Annotated in this window: 13 protein-coding genes and 1 pseudogene; 10 read left to right on the top strand and 4 right to left on the bottom strand. The window is 72.2% G+C overall.

Annotated features, from left to right (window positions below):
• From AOK17_RS53830 to AOK17_RS35405, 7 genes and pseudogenes are all read left to right on the top strand, one after another.
• Nucleotides 1–205, top strand: a 205-nt coding sequence (locus AOK17_RS53830) for a hypothetical protein (RefSeq protein WP_206190890.1), incomplete at its 5' end; no start/stop codon positions are given.
• 70 nt (nt 206–275) lie between these two features.
• Complete coding sequence (locus AOK17_RS35430) at nt 276–1,112, top strand: hypothetical protein (protein WP_055616697.1); 837 nt, start codon at nt 276–278, stop codon at nt 1,110–1,112.
• Between the two features lie 154 nt (nt 1,113–1,266).
• The gene (locus tag AOK17_RS35425; protein ID WP_055616699.1) at nt 1,267–4,047 is read left to right on the top strand and encodes a protein kinase; all 2,781 of its coding nucleotides are present in this window, start codon (nt 1,267–1,269) and stop codon (nt 4,045–4,047) included.
• A gap of 212 nt (nt 4,048–4,259) precedes the next feature.
• Nucleotides 4,260–6,083, top strand: a complete 1,824-nt coding sequence (locus AOK17_RS35420; protein ID WP_055616696.1) for a protein kinase domain-containing protein — start codon at nt 4,260–4,262, stop codon at nt 6,081–6,083.
• Nucleotides 6,084–6,198: 115 nt separating this feature from the next.
• Nucleotides 6,199–7,464 (top strand): annotated as a pseudogene (locus AOK17_RS35415) (serine/threonine-protein kinase); the annotation flags it as partial.
• 133 nt (nt 7,465–7,597) lie between these two features.
• On the top strand, nt 7,598–9,241 hold the full coding sequence (locus AOK17_RS35410; protein WP_055616694.1) for a serine/threonine-protein kinase: 1,644 nt from the start codon (nt 7,598–7,600) through the stop codon (nt 9,239–9,241).
• Between the two features lie 144 nt (nt 9,242–9,385).
• Nucleotides 9,386–10,012: a GntR family transcriptional regulator gene (locus AOK17_RS35405; RefSeq protein WP_055616693.1), complete on the top strand. Its 627-nt coding sequence runs from the start codon at nt 9,386–9,388 to the stop codon at nt 10,010–10,012.
• A gap of 62 nt (nt 10,013–10,074) precedes the next feature.
• On the opposite strand, the gene AOK17_RS35400 is transcribed toward AOK17_RS35405, so the two are convergent.
• The 3 genes from AOK17_RS35400 to AOK17_RS35390 are packed head-to-tail and all read right to left on the bottom strand — an operon-like array spanning nt 10,075 to nt 12,617.
• On the bottom strand, nt 10,075–10,413 hold the full coding sequence (locus AOK17_RS35400; RefSeq protein WP_055616692.1) for a cupin domain-containing protein: 339 nt from the start codon (nt 10,411–10,413) through the stop codon (nt 10,075–10,077).
• Nucleotides 10,410–11,201 (bottom strand): carbon-nitrogen hydrolase family protein, encoded by a 792-nt coding sequence (locus AOK17_RS35395; RefSeq protein ID WP_055616691.1) that lies wholly within the window; start codon nt 11,199–11,201, stop codon nt 10,410–10,412. Before AOK17_RS35395 ends, AOK17_RS35400 begins: the two co-directional genes overlap by 4 nt.
• A 51-nt stretch (nt 11,202–11,252) precedes the next feature.
• Nucleotides 11,253–12,617 carry an MFS transporter gene (locus AOK17_RS35390; protein WP_055616690.1) on the bottom strand — a complete coding sequence of 455 codons (1,365 nt, stop codon included), beginning with the start codon at nt 12,615–12,617 and terminating at the stop codon, nt 11,253–11,255.
• Between the two features lie 207 nt (nt 12,618–12,824).
• Between AOK17_RS35390 and AOK17_RS35385 the strand changes: the two genes are divergently transcribed.
• Nucleotides 12,825–13,511 carry a DUF2848 domain-containing protein gene (locus AOK17_RS35385; protein WP_055616689.1) on the top strand — a complete coding sequence of 229 codons (687 nt, stop codon included), beginning with the start codon at nt 12,825–12,827 and terminating at the stop codon, nt 13,509–13,511.
• A 116-nt stretch (nt 13,512–13,627) separates the two neighbouring features.
• Here AOK17_RS35385 and AOK17_RS35380 read toward each other — a convergent pair whose 3' ends face one another.
• Entirely contained in the window at nt 13,628–14,458 is an 831-nt protein-coding gene (locus AOK17_RS35380) for a hypothetical protein (protein ID WP_055616688.1), read from the bottom strand.
• A 166-nt stretch (nt 14,459–14,624) separates the two neighbouring features.
• On the opposite strand from AOK17_RS35380, the gene AOK17_RS35375 reads away from it, so the two are divergent.
• Together AOK17_RS35375 and AOK17_RS35370 are read left to right on the top strand one after the other, a co-directional pair.
• On the top strand, nt 14,625–16,115 hold the full coding sequence (locus AOK17_RS35375; protein WP_055616698.1) for a diacylglycerol/lipid kinase family protein: 1,491 nt from the start codon (nt 14,625–14,627) through the stop codon (nt 16,113–16,115).
• Nucleotides 16,116–16,188: 73 nt separating this feature from the next.
• On the top strand, nt 16,189–16,673 hold a 485-nt coding region (locus tag AOK17_RS35370), incomplete at its 3' end, for a serine/threonine-protein kinase (protein WP_157881463.1).

Genomic DNA, 16,673 nt, shown 5'->3' with positions numbered 1-16,673 from the left:
GTGCCGGGAAGGCCGCGGACACCGAGACCCCGACGACTCCGGAGGGGGCGGAGGGGGCGGAGGGCAAGGCCGCCAAGGCCTCGAGCTCGACCTCGGCTTCAGCCTCGGCCTCGGCCGCTCCTGCGACCTCCCCCTCTTCCTCCGCCCCCGCTGCGCCTTCTTCTCCCCCCGCTGCCCCTGCCGCTGCTTCTGGCTCGGCCTCTGAGGCTGCTTCTCGGTCTGCTTCCGTGGAGGCGGCTGGTTCGGCCAAGGGGCGGACTTCGGCTGCCTCCGAGGTGAACTTCAGTTCGGTGGGCGGGAGTTCGGGCGGTGCCGGGGACACGCATCCGCGGACCGTCGCGCCGAAGGCGTCGCTCACCGATGTGGTGCCCCGGCGGACGTTGGTGATCATTGCCGTGGTCGTCGTGCTGGCCGTGCTGGGCACGATCCTGGCCGTCACGCTCAGTGGCGGCGACGACTCCGGAACCAACGAGAACAAGGGCGGCGACGACAAGTCGGCGTCCAGCGGGGCGAGCGCGGGCAGCGACACCAAGCAGGACGAGAAGAGCGGTACCGAAAAGGACAGCGGAGAGAAGACCGACTCCGCCGGCGGGGGCGCGAACACCGGCAGTTCGCCGAGTGCGAGCACTTCGAGTGGGGCCGGCGATTCGAAGGACGACTCCGGCAGCGGTTCGGGAGACGGCGCCGCGGAAACGTACAAGAGCGGGCAGGGGTTCTCGATCGGGCTGCCCAAGGGGTGGAAGTACGAGTCCACGAGTGCGGCCGGGGCCCGGTTCGCCGGTCCTGACGGGCAGAAGCTGCTGGTCGGATGGACTACGACGCCCAAGAGCGACCCGGTGGCGGACTGGAAGAACCAAGAGCAGTTCATGCAGCGTCCGCAGTACAAGCGCATCCGAATAGAGAAGGTGGACTACCGCGGCTGGAACACGGCCGACTGGGAGTTCACCTACGTGGACAGTGGGACGCAGTATCGGTCGATAGACCGAGGGTTCGTCGTCAACGACAGCCTCGGATATGGGCTCATGTACACCGCGAAGGGCTCGAAATGGGACACCGAGCTTCGTAAAGATACGTGGCAGACGCTTACGAAGTCGTTCGAACCGAAGTCCTGAGGGGCACGAGATTCCTGAGATCTCGCATCTCCTCACTGTGGGTTGCCTCCGGCACGTATCGTGAGTGGTTGCGGACCGTACGCAGCCACATCTGCAGCCACAACGGGACGCATGGCGAACGGAATTGACCAACCGGGCGGCCGGGGGAGGCATCGTGGACGACTATGCGGGACGGGTACTCGCCGACCGTTACCGTCTGCCGCTGCCGCCGTCGGACGAGTACGAACTCGCCGAGACCCGGGCCTTCGACACGTACAGCGGGCAGGAAGTCCTGGTCCGGCAGGTGCCGTTGCCCGAGATCGTCGAGGCGGAGGTGCTCGACGCGGACGGGCTGCCCGACGGGTTCGTGGCCCGGGACGCCGGAGTGCGGCGGCCGTCCGCGCGGACCACACGGCGGCCCACCGAACCGGCGGTGCGGCGGGCGATCGAGGCCGCGCAGGCCGCGGCCCAGATTCCCGACCACCCGCGGCTCGACCAGGTCTTCGACGTGTTCGCCGAGGGCGGGTCGTTGTGGATAGTGAGTGAGATGGTGGCCGCGAGGCCACTGGCGGCGCTGCTCGCGGAGCGACCGCTGAGTCCGTACCGGGCCGCCGAGGTGGCCTCCGACGTGCTGACCGCGCTGCGGGTGCTGCACGGCCACGGCTGGGTGCACCGGAACATCACCGCGCGCACGGTGCTCGTCTGCGACGACGGGCGCGTGATGCTCACGGGGCTTGCCGCTGGGGCCGCGGAGGAGGCGCTGTGCGGGTACGACCCAGTGCCGACCGCCGACGGTGAGGGCGAGGCGGGCGGCCCCGGAACGGCGGGAGGTTCGCCGGGGCAGACAGGTTCGGCGGGTCCGGCTGGTCAGGCAGGCTCGGCCGGGCCGCACGGCCAAGTCGGTCAGCACGGGCAGCATGGTCAGCACGGGCAGTCCCAGCAGGGCGGTTCCGGTGGTGCGCCCGGTGCGCGGGTTGCCGGTGGCGGTCGTGCCGCTGTCGAGGCCGTGCCCGGAGGCGGCGGAGGGCTGTCGCCCGTCACTCGGGCACAGGCGTCGGCCGCGGGGCAGCGGGCGCTGGACGCCGGCGGTGATGTGCGGGCCGCGCGGGCCGGAGCCATCGCGGCCTACCGTGCGGGCGCGCGGGCCGCGGCCCGGGTGCAGGAGGAACAGCGGGGCGGCCGGAACGCGGCGTTGCCCGCGCCGCGGTCCCGGACCGCCGAGGGTGAGGCCGAGGCCGAGGCCGGACAGATCTCCGGGCTCGGCGTGGAGCGCACCTCGCCGCCGGGGCAGATCGCCGACCCGTACGGGGTGGGACGGACCAGTTCCTGGCACGGCGCGGCGCCGCGTCATGGTGCGCCCGCGCTGGGTGGGAACGGACAGGACCAGCAGCCTCCCGCGCTTCCCAGCGCCGGAAGCAGCGGCAACGGGGGCGGCGGAAGCGGCGTACCGGGCCACGGTGACGGCAGCGGATACCCCGGGAACGGCAACGGCGTGTCCCACACCGGGACCAGTAACGGCATCGCCGGCCACTTCGCCCCCACCTCTGACCCCGCCTACAGCCCGGAATCTGCCTACAGCCCGGACCCTGCCTACTCCGCAGACCCCGCCCACGCCACCGGCGCCACCACCGAGGCGCCCACTCAGTGGAGCCGGCTGACCGCCGAGCCCGTGCCCGCCGCCCATCGGGGCCCCGCCACCGCGCTGGCGGCCGAGCGGGCGCGGCAGGCGCGGATGGCTGTCGTCGGACCGGTCACCGAGCGCTGGGCGCCCGAGCAGGCCGGGCCGGTGCACGAGAACTGGCAGCTGGCGGCGCCGATCGGGCCCGCGACGGACCTGTGGGCGTTGGGGGCGCTGCTCTTCCGGGCCGTTCAGGGGCATGCGCCCTACCCCGAGGAGAACACCGCCGAGCTGGTGCAGCTGGTGTGCGCCGAGCCGCCCGCGTTCGCCGAGGAGTGCGGGCCGCTGCGGCCGGTCGTGGAGTCGTTGCTCCGCCAGGACCCCACCGAGCGGCTGGACTTCGAGGAGCTGCGGGGCTGGCTGCGTTCGCTGGTGAGGTCGGCGCCCGAGCCGGAGGCGGGGACGTACGTGGTGGCGGCGCCGCCCGTGGATCCCAAGCGGCTGCCCGTCGTGCGCCGCCGGGGCGAGCTCGTCCGAAGGCGCCGCGCCGGGCTGCCCGACACCAGCCCGCACGGCCGCCACAAGCGGTCCAAGCGGGAGGCCAGGCCCCGTCGGCTCGGCCGCACGCTGCTCCTGCTGATACTGCTGGCCATGGCGGCGGCCGTCGCGTATGCCGTGGCCTTCATGCCCAAGTCCGACAACGCCGGTGAGCGGACCGGCTCCGCGGGGGACATCGGCACTCCGACGCCGGGACACTCGGCCGACACGGACACCGGCACGGACGGGAACGCGGGCACGGATCCGCAGGACGAGAAGTCGCCGAGCAAGGAGAACAAGCCGACGCAGTCGTCCAGTTCCAGCACCCAGACCACCGGACCCGAGGTCGCGCAGGGCTTCACCCTCCGAAAGGACTCCGAGGGCTTCCGCGTCGCGGTCGCCAACGGCTGGGACCGGACGGGGAAGAACGGCCGCGGCCAGATCGTCTACTCCCAGGGCGACTTCGAGCTCCTGGTCGTGCCCGGCCGCGACACGACCAGTCAGTACGGCACCGATCCGATGACGTACCAGCGTGAGGACGAGCGCGAGTTGCAGCCGTTCCGCGACTCGACGTGGGCCACGTCCAGCGGGATGCGGCGCATCGAGGTGGGCGGACGGACCATGGCCGAGGGGCAGTTCACCTGGCAGGACTCCCAGGGCCGCGAGGTCTTCGTACGCAATCTCGCGATCATCGTCGACGGGCGGTACCACGTGGTGCAGGTGCTCGGTCCTGAGGCAGAGCGGGACGAGGTGACACGGCTCTACGAGCAGGCCGCGGCGACCTACCAGGCCACTGGCTGACGTCCGACGGACTTGCTCGCTGACGTCCGGCAGGCCGCTCGCTGACGGTTCGACAGGCCACTGGCCGACGTCCGATTGCCTGGCGGCAACCGCCCGTTCACGCCCGGGCAAACCGTCACAGTGCTGTCTCCGTAGGGCCCCGCCGGTTCCCTGGGCGGAGGTCGGTCCTTAGTCTGACCCTGTCAAGAGCATTGCGGGGAAACGTGAATCAGATGCAGGGCCTGCTGTTGTCCGGGCGCTACCGGCTCGTCGACTCCATCGGCAGCGGCGGCATGGGCCGGGTGTGGCGTGCGCACGACGAGGTGCTGCACCGGGCCGTCGCCATCAAGGAGTTGACGGCCGCGCTCTACGTGGCGGACAGCGACCGGCCCGTGCTCCTCGCCCGGACCCGGGCCGAGGCGCGTGCCGCCGCGCGGATCAACCACTCGGCCGTCGTCACCGTGCACGACGTGCTGGAGCACGACGGCCGCCCGTGGATCGTGATGGAGCTGGTCGAGGGCCACTCGCTCGCCGACGCGGTCAAGGAGTCCGGGCGCGTCGAGCCCCGGGAGGCGGCGCGGGTCGGGCTCTGGGTGCTGCGCGCGCTGCGGGCCGCGCACGCCGCGGGCGTACTGCACCGCGACGTCAAGCCGGGCAACGTGCTGATCTCCAACGACCGGCGCGTCCTGCTCACCGACTTCGGGATCGCGCAGGTCGAGGGCGACACGACGATCACGCGCACCGGGGAGATCGTCGGCTCGGTCGACTATCTGGCGCCGGAGCGCGTACGCGGCCACGATCCGGGTCCGTCCTCCGATCTGTGGGCGCTCGGCGCGACGCTCTACACGGCGGTCGAGGGGAGGTCTCCGTTCCGGCGGACGACCCCGCTGACCACCATGCAGGCCGTGGTCGGCGAGGAGCCCGAGGAGCTGACGCACGCCGGCCCGCTCGCGCCCGTCATCGCCGCGCTGCTGCGCAAGGACCCCGCCGAGCGGCCCGGTCCTGAGGAGGCCGAGCAGATGCTCGCCGAGGCCGCGGAGGGGCGTGCACCGAGTTCGGCGCAGGCCTATGTGCCGACGGAACATGTGGCCACCTCGTACGAGTCCGGTGCGTCCCCTCAGGCTCCCGAGTCGCCCGTGCCCCAGGGCACGTACGGGCCGGCCCATGCCGCGTACAGGCCGCAGGGAACGTACGGCGGCCCGCAGGGTGCGCACGGGGCCCAGGGAGGACCTGGCACTCCCGGCGACTCCGGCGGCCATGCCGCCTACGGCAGCCATCTCGCGCACGACACCTACGGCAGCCATGGCCGCCCCGCGCCCGACCCCGCCGTCGCCACCATGAACCAGCCGGCGGTCGCCGGGACGCAGCGCCGCAAGGTCAGCACGCTAGTCCTCGTCGTCATTCTGGCCGCGCTCGTGGGCGGCGGAGGCGTCGCGGCGCTGCTGTACGCGGACGGGTGGGGCAACGACAGCAAATCGTCGTCCTCCCCCGACCGGTCCCAAGACTCGTCCTCCTCCACCCCGTCGTCCTCGGCGGGGGCGACGGACGACGGGAAGGGGAACCAGACCCCCGGCACCGGCACAGGCACCGGCGGCGTGCCGGACGGCTGGGAGCGCGTCAACGACCCCCAGGGTTTCAGCCTTGTCCTGCCCAAGGGCTGGCAGCGCCAGACCGAGAACACCCAGGTCGACTACACGCCCGACAACGGCGAGCACTTCGTCCGCATCGCCGTCGACGACTCCCCGGACTTCGACACGCCGTACACGCATCTGCTCGACCTGGAGGAGCAGTTGGGGCGGCTGCAGGACTACCGGCGGGTCGGTCTGGAGGAGAACACCTTCCGCGACCGACCGGGCGCGCTCTGGGACTTCACCTGGACCGCGCTGGCGAAGGACACGGAGTTCCCCGGCCCGCGCAGGGCCAGCGAGCAGGCGTATCTCAGCCGTGACGGCGTCGAGTACGTGATCTACATGTCCGCGCCGGCGGCGGACTGGGCCACCGCGAAGGAACAGTTCGACACGATCCTGCGCAGCTGGCGGCCCCCGGGCGCCCAGTGACCCCGTACGCCCGATAAGTACGGCCGGTCCGGCACGTGACGGCGTACGTCGCTTGTCGGCCACCCGTGACGCAGCGTCGCGGAAGGCCTCCGTCCGGTGCGGCATGATGGGGCGCATGGTGACCGAGGGGGACAACGTCCGTGTCATCGCGGGCCGTTACCGGCTGGAGGCCAGACTCGGCCGGGGCGGTATGGGCGTCGTATGGCGGGCCACGGACCTGTTGCTCGGCAGGCAGGTAGCGGTCAAGGAACTCGTCCTCGACACCTCGCTCTCGGCGGAGGAGTCCCGGCTGCAGCGCGAGCGGACCCTGCGTGAGGCGCGTGCCATCGCCCAGTTGCGGGACCCGCACATCATCGTCGTGCACGACGTCGTCGAGCAGGACGAACGCCCCTGCATCGTCATGGAGTTGATCGAGGGCGGCTCGCTCGCCGAGCGGATCTCCCGGAGCGGGCCCGTGGACGCGGCGGAGGCGGCCCGGATGGGGATCGACCTGCTGGGCGCGCTGCGCAAGGCGCACGGCGCGGGCGTGCTGCACCGGGACCTGAAGCCTGCCAACGTACTCCTCACCGCGGAGGGCCGCGTCGTCCTCACCGACTTCGGGATCGCCCAGGTCGCGGGATCGACGACGCTCACCGAGAGCGGGTCGTTCGTCGGCTCGCCCGAGTACACCGCGCCCGAGCGGATGTCAGGCGTCAGGACCGGGCCCGAGTCCGACCTGTGGTCGCTCGGCGCGTTGCTCTGCACGGCCCTGAGCGGCGAATCGCCTTTCCACCGCGACTCGTTGGGCGGGGTCCTGCACGCGGTCGTGATCGACGAGATACGCCCGCCCGAGGCCGCCGCGCCCCTGCTTCCCGTCGTACGGGGTCTCCTTGAGCGCGATCCCGAGCGCAGGCTCGACGCGGTGGAGGCGGAGCGACTGCTGCGGGTGTTTCTCGACACGGGCCGGATGCCGTCGGTGTCGCCCGGCTACAGACCGACCCGGCGGGACGCGCCGAGACCGCCGCAGCCACAGCCGCTTCACGCGCCGTCGGCTCCGTCGGACCCGCGCGTGACATCGCCGATGAGGTCCGTCGCCTCCTCGCGCTCCGCCACGCGGAACGTGCTGATCGCGGTCGCGCTCGTCGCCGCGATGGCCGTGGCGGGCGTGTCGGCAGCCGCGCTGCTGATGAACGGCGACGGGGACAACGGGCCCTTGTCGCCGACGAGTTCCGGGCCCTCGTCCCGGGCGACGACCACTGCGACGACGACCGCGACGATCACTTCGACGACCGGCCCGACGGCGAGCGTGCCCCCGAACACGGCCACCACGAGCCCGGCCGCCACGAACCCCGCGTCCCCGAGCCCCGCGCCCACCGGCACGGTGACCCGCCCGGGATCCGGCGGAGCCGCCCCCTCGGGCACGTGAGTCGCGCGGCTGCGTAAAAGGAACATAAGCGACGCCGTGCGTCACGGGTCTGTGACTGGAAAGCGCCCAGGGTGGCTCCCGAACCGCTTGCCACGATAGGGATGGACCCATGAGCAACAACGGGGGAGCCCCTTACGGACCCGACGAACCGACGAGTTTCGGCCTGCAACCGCCGCGGCCTCCCGTCGCCGTGCCGCACCCCGGGAACCCGTACGCCGCGCCCACCCAGGTCGTGCCCGACCAGCAGGCGCCGCAGGAGCCCGGCACCGGTCGGCTGATCGCGGGCCGTTACCGGCTGCTCGGCAAGCTCGGGCACGGCGGGATGGGCACCGTGTGGCGGGCGAAGGACGAGACGGTGGACCGGGAGGTCGCCGTCAAGGAGCCGCGCGTACCGGATCACCTTCCCGAACGCGAACGGGCCAACGTCTCCGAGCGGATGCGCCGCGAGGCGCGCGCCGCGGCCCGCCTCGACCACCCGGCCGTCGTGAACGTCCACGATGTCGCGGTCGTGGACGGCCAGCCGTGGATCGTCATGGAGCTCGTACGGGGGCGTTCGCTCGGTGACGCCCTGCAGGAGGGCACGATCGGGGCGCGCGAGGCGGCGAGAATCGGCCTGGAGGTGCTCGGCGCGCTGGAGTCCGCGCACGCGGCGGGCATCCTGCACCGCGACGTCAAGCCCGACAACGTCATGCTCGGCACGGGCGACCGGGTCGTCCTCACCGACTTCGGCATCGCCCAGATCGAGGGCGAGACGAACCTCACCGACACCGGTGGCTTCGTCGGCTCGCCCGAATTCATCGCGCCGGAGCGGGTGTTGGGGCAGCGTCCGGGTCCGGCCTCGGACCTCTGGTCCCTGGGCGTGGTCCTGTACGCGGCCACGGAGGGCGTGTCGCCGTTCCGCCGCACCAACACGCCCGCGACGCTCCAGTCCGTCCTCAACGCCACGCCGGCCGCGCCCAACGCGGCCACGGGACCGCTGGCCGACGCCATCAACGGCCTCCTCGACAAGGACCCGGCCCGTCGCCCGGACGCCGCACGGGTGCGTGCGCTCCTGGAGCAGGCCGCGCGTCCGCCCGAGCCCGCGCCCACGCAGGTCGTACGGATGGCGGAGCCCGGCGGCAGGTCGGTCCGGGTCGGCCGCAAGGGGTGGGTCGGGATCGGTGCCGTCGTCGTCGCGGCGGCGCTGGCGGCGTACCTGGTGGTCGCGGACCCGTTCGCGGGGCCACTGCCCGACAACTGGGACAAGAAGGACCTGAAGGCCCTGGGCGCGACGATGGCGGTGCCGGACGGCTACCGGAAGACCGTGCCCAAGCCCGACGCGGCCAAGGACGAACACTGGGTCCAGTTCACCGACTTGAGCGGCAGTCTCTGGATCAGCCTCACCCTGGCCAAGAAGACCGAGGACACCAGCGGCGAAATCGCCGGGTCGGCGGCGGCCGAGATGTACGACGACGACGCGAGCTACCGGCAGAGCGGCAGCTACGGCATGGACATGGACTCCGAGCCCGCTCCCAAGAGCAAGCCCGACCCGACGACGTACAAGGACCGGAAAGCGGCCCTCAACACCATCACCTACCGGACCACGGACACCGAGGCCCCTCTTCCGCGCGAGATGCAGGTCCTCTACTACAAGACCAAGTCCGGCGACATGTACAAGCTCATGATCGGCTACCCGGGCGAGGGCGACTTCACCGAGCGCGGGCGCGAGGTCGCGAAGACGGCGATCGAGAACCTGGACATCGACACGCTCTGAGCCCGCCGCGCCGGGGAGGTGCTCAAGCTCCCACGGCGAGTTGGTGATTACGGCGAGTTGGTGACGGCATACGGCCCGGTGCTGTGCGGGAACGCCCGTGGTAGCGTCGGTATACAAACTGTATGCGATGTCTTGGGGGTTGCCGTGGCGTCCGGTCGGGAGAAGGCCTACGCGTATCTCAAGGACACGGTGCTGACGGACCCCGAGATGCAGGGGGCCTTCGTGTCGGAGCAGGAGCTCGCCGACCGTATCGGCGTCTCCCGTACCCCGATCCGGGAGGCGCTGCTGCTGCTCGCCGCGGAGGACCTGGTCGAGCTCGTGCCCAAGCGAGGTGCCCGGGTGGCGCCTCTGACGGGGCGCGAGGTGCGCGAGCTGATGGAGCTGCGCGGCCTCGTCGAGCGGTACGCGGCCGAGCGGCTCGTCGCGGCCGGGCGGGTGCCCCTGGAGGAGCTGCGCTCCCTGCTGGAACAGCAGCGCGCGCTCACCGGCGCCGAGGAGACCCGGGAGTTCATCGCCGTGGACCACCGGTTCCACGCGTCCCTGGTGTCGGCCGTCGGCAACACCCTGCTGGACCGGCACTACGACGGCCTGCGCAGCCGCCAGGTCCGCGCCGGAGTGGTCGCCGTCTTCAACCAGCAGGGACGGCAGAAGGCGGTGCTCGACGAGCACGAGGCCATCGTGGACGCCCTCGCCGCCGGTGACGCGCCGGCCGCGTGCGCGGCCATCGACCACCACCTGGAGTCGACCCTCAAGGTGCTGCTCGACGGCTGAGACCCCGCTGCCGGGACGCCCGCCGCCGGGGAACGCTCCCGTGCCCGCCCGGATCGCCCGGATCAGGGGTACGTGATCACGAGCATCGTCACGCCGTCCGGTGAGGTCCAGGGCCCGTGCGGCATCCCCGGGGGACGGCAGGCGTACATGCCCGCCGTGAACGTGCGGTCCAGCGTCAGGTCGTGCATCGCGCCCTCGACGAGATAGACCTCCTCCCACACCTCGTGCCGGGCCACGCCCGCGGCCGAGGTGTCGGTGCCCGGCGCCCAGCGGACGAGCGCGGTGCGCCGGCCGCTCTCGGGGTCCTCGGCCAGGACGCACTCCTCGACGCCGGGTCCGGCGCCCGCCGGGGCGCGCCAGGGCCCGTCGGGGCGGTGGAACTCCAGCTCGGGCCCGCTCATCGCCACACCTCGGGGCGCCGGTTCGCCAGTACGGACGTCTTCTCGCGGACCGCGGCGACCTCCTCGACGTCCAGATCCGTCACCAGCAGCTCCGGATCGGCGCCGAGAGAGGCCCGTACGGTCCCGTCGGGGCCGACCAGCAGGCTGTGCCCGATGCCGGTCGGCGCGGGGCCCGCAGGGGTGCCGGGATCGGCCTGGCCGACGGCGGCGACCCAGACGGTGGCGTCCAGCGCGCGGGCCCGCACCAGCAGCTCCCACTGGTCGAGCTTGCCGGGGCCGGCCCCCCAGGAGGCCGCCAGCAGGGTGGCCACCGCCCCGGCGTCGGCGTGCGCCCGGAACAGCTCGGGGAAGCGGACGTCGTAGCAGGTGGCCAGGCCGAGCCGGACGCCGTCCACGTCGATCACGGCGGGGCGGGAGCCCGGGGCGACGGTCTCGGACTCGCGGAAGCCGAAGGCGTCGTACAGGTGGATCTTGTCGTACGACTCCTCGACGCCGGGGCCGGTGGCCAGCAGGGTGTTGGCCACCCGTCCCTCGTCGGCCGGGGTGAACATGCCGGCCACGACGACCGTGCCGGTCGCCCGGGCGATCTCGCGTACGCCGTCGGCCCACGGCCCGTCGAGGGGCTGGGCGAGCGGGGCCAGCGGTGTGCCGAAGCAGGCCATCGACGCCTCCGGGAAGACGACGACGCGGGCTCCGGCGTCCGCGGCGCGACGCGTCCACTCCTCGACGAGGCGCAGGTTCTTGTCGGGGTCGGGGCCGGTGGTGAGCTGGCCGATGGCGATCCGCACTGCGGGGCCTCCTTGTCCGGGGCGAGTCTGGACGGGGTTGTGTGGCTGTGGTCAGCGGGGCAGGGGGACGTCCGCCGTGGCCTGAGGCTTCAGTGCGGCGAGCTCCGCGTCCTCGTCGACGGCGGCCTCGGGGTTGCGGCCCAGCAGGACGCCCACCAGGGAGACCGCGCAGGCGAGAGCAATGTAGACGGCCAGCGGCACCCAGCTGTCGTAGGCGCTCAGCAGGGTGGTGAACAGCAGCGGGGCGATGGCGCCGCCGATGATCCCGGCCAGGGTGTAGGCCAGCGAGGAGCCGGTGTAGCGCAGCCGGGGCGAGAACTGCTCGGCGATGAAGGCGGCCTGCGGTCCGTAGAGACAGCAGTGGATCACCAGGGCGACGAGGACTCCGGCGGCGAGCGGCAGCCAGGAACCGCCGTCGGCCATCGGGAAGAACACGAACGGCCACACCGCGGCGGCCACCGCGGCGACGCCGTACAGCAGGCGCCGGTTGACGCGGTCGGAGAGCGCGCCGGCCAGCGGCATCAGGAAGACCTGGACCGAGGAGCCGATGAGGACGGCCGCGAGGGCGGAGCCGCGCGACATGTCGAGTTCCTGGGTGGCGTACGTCAGCACGAAGACGGTGAACATGGCGTACAGCACGTCGGGGCCGACCCGGCACAGGATCGCGGCGGTCAGGGCGCGGGGCTGGGTGGTGAAGACCTCGCGGATGGGGGCCTCGGGGCGGGACTTCTCGGCCTCCATCGCCTTGAAGACCGGGGTCTCCTCCAGCTTGGCCCGGATCCACAGCCCGAAGGCGACCAGGACGCCGGACAGCAGGAACGCCACACGCCAGCCCCACGACTCGAACTGCGCCTCGGTGAGCAGTGCGCCGAGGGCGGCGAGCACACCGTTGGCGAGCAGGTTGCCCGCGGGCGGGCCCACCTGTGCGGCGGAGGCGTAGAAGCCGCGGCGGCGCGGGTCGCCGAACTCGCTGGACAGCAGCACGGCGCCGCCCCACTCGCCGCCGACGCCGACGCCCTGGGCGAAGCGCAGCACGACCAGCGCGATCGGCGCGGCCACGCCGATCGTCCCGTAGGCGGGCAGCAGACCGATCAGGAAGGTGGCCACACCGATCAGGACAAGTGTGGCGATCAACACCTTCTTGCGGCCGATCACATCGCCGAGGCGGCCGAAGACGAATCCGCCGAGGGGGCGGGAGACGTAGCCGACGGCGTACGTGGAGAACGCCAGGAGCGTGCCGGTGAGCGGGTCCTCCGACGGGAAGAACAGATCACCGAAGACCAGGGCCGCGGCGGCGGAGTAGACGGCGAAGTCGTACCACTCCAGGGCGGTGCCGGTGAGGCTCGCGACGAAGGCGCGGCGGACGCCGGAGCGCTTCTCCGCGGCCCCGGCGTCGCTCTTCGGGGTGTCGTGCATGGGGCCCATCCTTGCTCGGGGACATCGACCTTCCGGCATACTTCTTGTATACAGGTCGTATGCGCAACCCCTCCGCCGGAAGTTAACCGCGGAGAAATCAGGATCCGCGGACCGGTCCCCGGTCCGTGATCTCCGTTTCCGGCCCTCGTTCCCGACCTTCGTTTCCCGACCCCCGTTTCCCGTTCCCCGAATCCTGGGAGTGCCCTCATGGCCGTGCTGACCTTCGAACTGCCCGACGGATCGACGCGCGAGGTCGATGTCGTCCAGGTCCTCAACGCCGGGTACGCCGGGCGCAGCCAGGACGACGTCGCCGCGCACGTCGCGGAGCTCGCCGAGCTGGGCGTGCCGGGCCCGTCCGTGACGCCGGCGCTCTACCCCGTCTCCCCGTACCTCGCCCAGCAGACCGAGCGGGTCGCGGTCCAGCACGGCCGCACCTCCGGCGAGGCGGAGTGGGCGCTGGTCGTCGCGGAGGGCGGGGAGCTGCTGCTGACGGCGGCCTGCGACCACACCGACCGCGACCTGGAGGTGCACGGGGTGGCTTGGAGCAAGAACGCCGGCCCCGACGTCCTCGCCCGCCGCGCCTGGCGCCTGGCCGACGTGGAGTCCCGCATCGACGGGATCACCCTGCGCGCCTGGGTCAGCCACGGCGGCACCGAGACCGAGATCCAGGCCGGGACGCTCGCCGAACTCCTCACACCGGGCTACTGGGTCGACGTCCTGCGCTCCCGCGGCGAGCTGACGCCCGGGACGGTTCTGATCTCCGGCACCATCCCGATGGCTCCCGGCGTCGACCAGTTCGCCGACGGCTGGCGCGTCGAACTGTCCGACCCGGCGGCCGGGGACACCATCGGCCTCGCCTACGACGTCCGGCCCATGCCGCAGCCCATCGGCTGACATGCCAACCACGGGAGGGCGGGCCGGTGGCTCCGGCCCGCCCTCCTTGTACGTGCTGCCTTTCGGGGCTGCCTATGGGGGCAGCCCCTACAGGTTTCGCCCCAACAGGTCCCGCCTCAGCCGAGCTTCGCCGTCTGGGCCTTGATCAGGTCGGCCGGTACGTCGTAGTCGGAGACCTTGGCGTCGTCGGCGAACGCCGCCATGCTGATCGAGTAGTACGTGGCGATCGTGCTCCCGTGCCGCGCGACCTCCGCGTGCACGACCGGGCTGCCCTCGGAGTCCGCAGTCACCGCGAACGCCAGCGACTCGTCGCCGTTCCCGGAGGCCTTCTCCGCCTCGACCTTCTTGAACTTCTGGGGCTCGTCCTTGGCCGTGGCCGTGAAGCCGCCGCCGCAGCCCTCGATCGCCGCGGAGAGCGAGGACATGGTCTCCTTCGCGCCGTCGCCCTCGTACGAGGACAGCGCGACGAGGGTGACGGTCGAACCGAGGGCGTCGGTGATCGAGTTCATCGCGTCCTCCATCTCCTCCTCCGTCATGTCCTCCAGGTCCTTGGTGGGGGACGCGCTCGCCTTGGCCGTCGGGTCCTCCTGGGCCATGCGGTTGACGGACGCGGCCGAATCGCCCGGCGCGAAGCCGGTGAGGACGTACGCCACGGGCTTGCACTTCTCGTCGTCGACCTTGATCTCCTTCTTGGAGGAGGCGAACTGGTCGGACTGATCGGCCTCGTCGACCTTGAAGCCCTTGACGTCGGCCGTCGCGATGATGAGCTTCTCCAGCTCACTCTCGCTGAGGGTCTTCGCTGCCGCGGCCGGCTCCTTGCCCGCGGCCTTGTCGTCCTTGCCCGACACGGAGTCGGAACCGCTGTCGGAGCAGCCGGTCACCAGGGCGAGCGAGAGGACGGACACAACGGCTGCGGCGCCGGGACGCGGCAGCGCGAGTCTCTTCATTATTCGAATGTTCCTTCGGTGGTGTTGCGTTGAAGCTGGGAGTCTGAGGGCGGGTCAAGAAAACGTCAAGCCCGTTCCGGAACGGCATACTGCTCAGCACCGACGGACAACAGGGACGACAGCCGCCGACCCTCCCCGCGGCTTCCTGTGGAGAGAGGTGACGGGCGTGGGCCTGGATCTCGACGTGCGTGCCCACGCACGCCAGCGGTGGGCGGCGCGCGGTGCCCTGGCGGCGGCCGGCCTCGCCGTGCTGCTGCCGATCGGATTCGCCGGGGCCGCGGGCGTGCTGCTCGTCGTGCTCGGGGTGCTCGGTACGGCGATCACGGTCGCCGCGCTCTGGTGGGTGCTGACCCTCCGGGGACCGGCCAGGGGCGCGGCCGGGGTGCTGGCCCTCGCGACACCCGCCACGGTCATCTGGCTCTTCGCCGTCGCGAACCTGCTGTGGGTCGTCGTGGTGTCCCTGGCGCTGTGGGGCTCCGCCGTCTGGGCCGGGAAGTTCGCGCTGAGTCTGACCAAGTCGCACGCCGTGCGCGTGTCCGAGCGCCGGACCCCCGCTCCCGCCAGGCCCTTCCTCATCATGAATCCGCGCTCCGGCGGCGGAAAGGTCGAGCAGTTCGGGCTGAAGGAGAAGGCCGAACGGCTCGGAGCGCGCGTCCATCTCCTCGACCCCGAGCAGAAGGAGGACGTCACCGAGCTCGCCCGGCGGGCCGTCGCCGACGGGGCCGATCTGCTCGGCGTCGCGGGCGGGGACGGCACACAGGCGCTGGTCGCCGCGATCGCCGCCGAGCACGACATCCCGTTCCTCGTCGTCTCCGCAGGGACCCGCAACCACTTCGCCATGGACCTCGGACTCGACCGGAACGACCCCGCCACCTGCCTCGACGCGCTCACCGACGCGGGGGTCGAGGTCCGTGTCGACCTCGGCTTCGCCGACGGGCACCCCTTCGTCAACAACGCCTCGTTCGGGGCGTACGCGGTGGTCGTGCAGAGTCCCGAGTACCGGGACGACAAGGTGCGTACGACGCTGGAACTGCTGCCGGAGCTGCTCACCCACCAGCGGGGGCCGCGGCTGACCGCCCGGATCGAGGAGACGGGCGGGACGGGCGGGACCGGAGGAGCTGCCGGGACAGGTGGTACTGCCGGGACCGGCGGGACCGGTGACGGGGCGGAGGCGGCCGGGGTGGCCGTCATCGACGCGCCCCAGGCCCTCCTCGTGAGCAACAACCCCTACCGCATGGACGATCCGGCGGGCCTCGGCTACCGCGAGCGGCTGGAGTCCGGCCTTCTCGGCGTCCTCGGCATCAAGGTGGAGAACGCGGCCGACGCCGCCGGGCTGCTGCTGGGGGTGCACTCCACCGGGCTCACGGTGCTCACGGCCCGCGCGGTGGTCGTCGACGCCGACCTCCCCGAGGTCGAGGTCGGCGTCGACGGCGAGGCCTTCGTCCTGCCCACCCCGGTGCGGTGCCGCATCGAGCCCGGCGCGCTCCGCGTGCGCATCCCCCGCAACCGGCCGGGCGTGCCGGAGACCAAGCCGCCCATGGACTGGCGCCGGCTGCGCAAACTCGCGGCGGCGGTGGGCCGTACGGCACTCCCCAAGCACCGTGCCCTGCCCAGGAACGAGCCTCTGCCCGAGAACCGGACCCCACCCACCGCATGACCCACGCATGAGCTGTCGCATGACCCACCGCATGACATCGACAAGCTCAGGCCCCGCACGGTACTGATGGGGCATGAGCGATGACGGGGGGCGGTTGATCGGCGGCCGTTACCGGCTGGCCGAGCGCATCGGCTCCGGCGGCATGGGCACCGTATGGCGGGCCGTCGACGAACTCGTGGAGCGGGACGTCGCGGTCAAGGAGCCGCGGCTGCCCGGCGATCCGCAGGACGCGGCCCACCAGCGCGCGTACAACCGGCTCCAGCGGGAGGCGCGGGCGGCGGCGCGCGTGGAACACCCGGCGGCCGTCGCCATCCATGACGTGGTCGTGGAGGACGGACTGCCCTGGATCGTCATGGAGCTGATCCGCGGCGAGTCCCTCCACGAGGTACTGCAGCGCGGCGCGCTCCCGCCCGCCGAGTGCGCCCGCATCGGGCTCGCCGTCGTGGGCGCGCTGAAGGCCGCGCACGCCAAGGGCATCGTGCACCGGGACGTGAAACCCGCCAACGTGCTGCTCGGACAGCACGGCCGCGTCGTGCTCACCGACTTCGGCATCGCCCA

The organism is Streptomyces phaeochromogenes (assembly GCF_001418655.1).
Taxonomy (GTDB): Bacteria; Actinomycetota; Actinomycetes; order Streptomycetales; family Streptomycetaceae; genus Streptomyces; species Streptomyces phaeochromogenes.
The sequence above is the reverse complement of the archived record's forward strand: the minus strand, read 5'-3'. Positions and strand labels throughout refer to the sequence as shown.

Coding starts and splice junctions, on each gene's coding strand:
- AOK17_RS35385 (WP_055616689.1), top strand. CDS start 12,825: ATGGCCGTGCTGACCTTCGAACTGCCCGACGGATCGACGCGCGAGGTC.
- AOK17_RS35420 (WP_055616696.1), top strand. CDS start 4,260: ATGCAGGGCCTGCTGTTGTCCGGGCGCTACCGGCTCGTCGACTCCATC.
- AOK17_RS35410 (WP_055616694.1), top strand. CDS start 7,598: ATGAGCAACAACGGGGGAGCCCCTTACGGACCCGACGAACCGACGAGT.
- AOK17_RS35380 (WP_055616688.1), bottom strand. CDS start 14,458: ATGAAGAGACTCGCGCTGCCGCGTCCCGGCGCCGCAGCCGTTGTGTCC.
- AOK17_RS35390 (WP_055616690.1), bottom strand. CDS start 12,617: ATGCACGACACCCCGAAGAGCGACGCCGGGGCCGCGGAGAAGCGCTCC.
- AOK17_RS35400 (WP_055616692.1), bottom strand. CDS start 10,413: ATGAGCGGGCCCGAGCTGGAGTTCCACCGCCCCGACGGGCCCTGGCGC.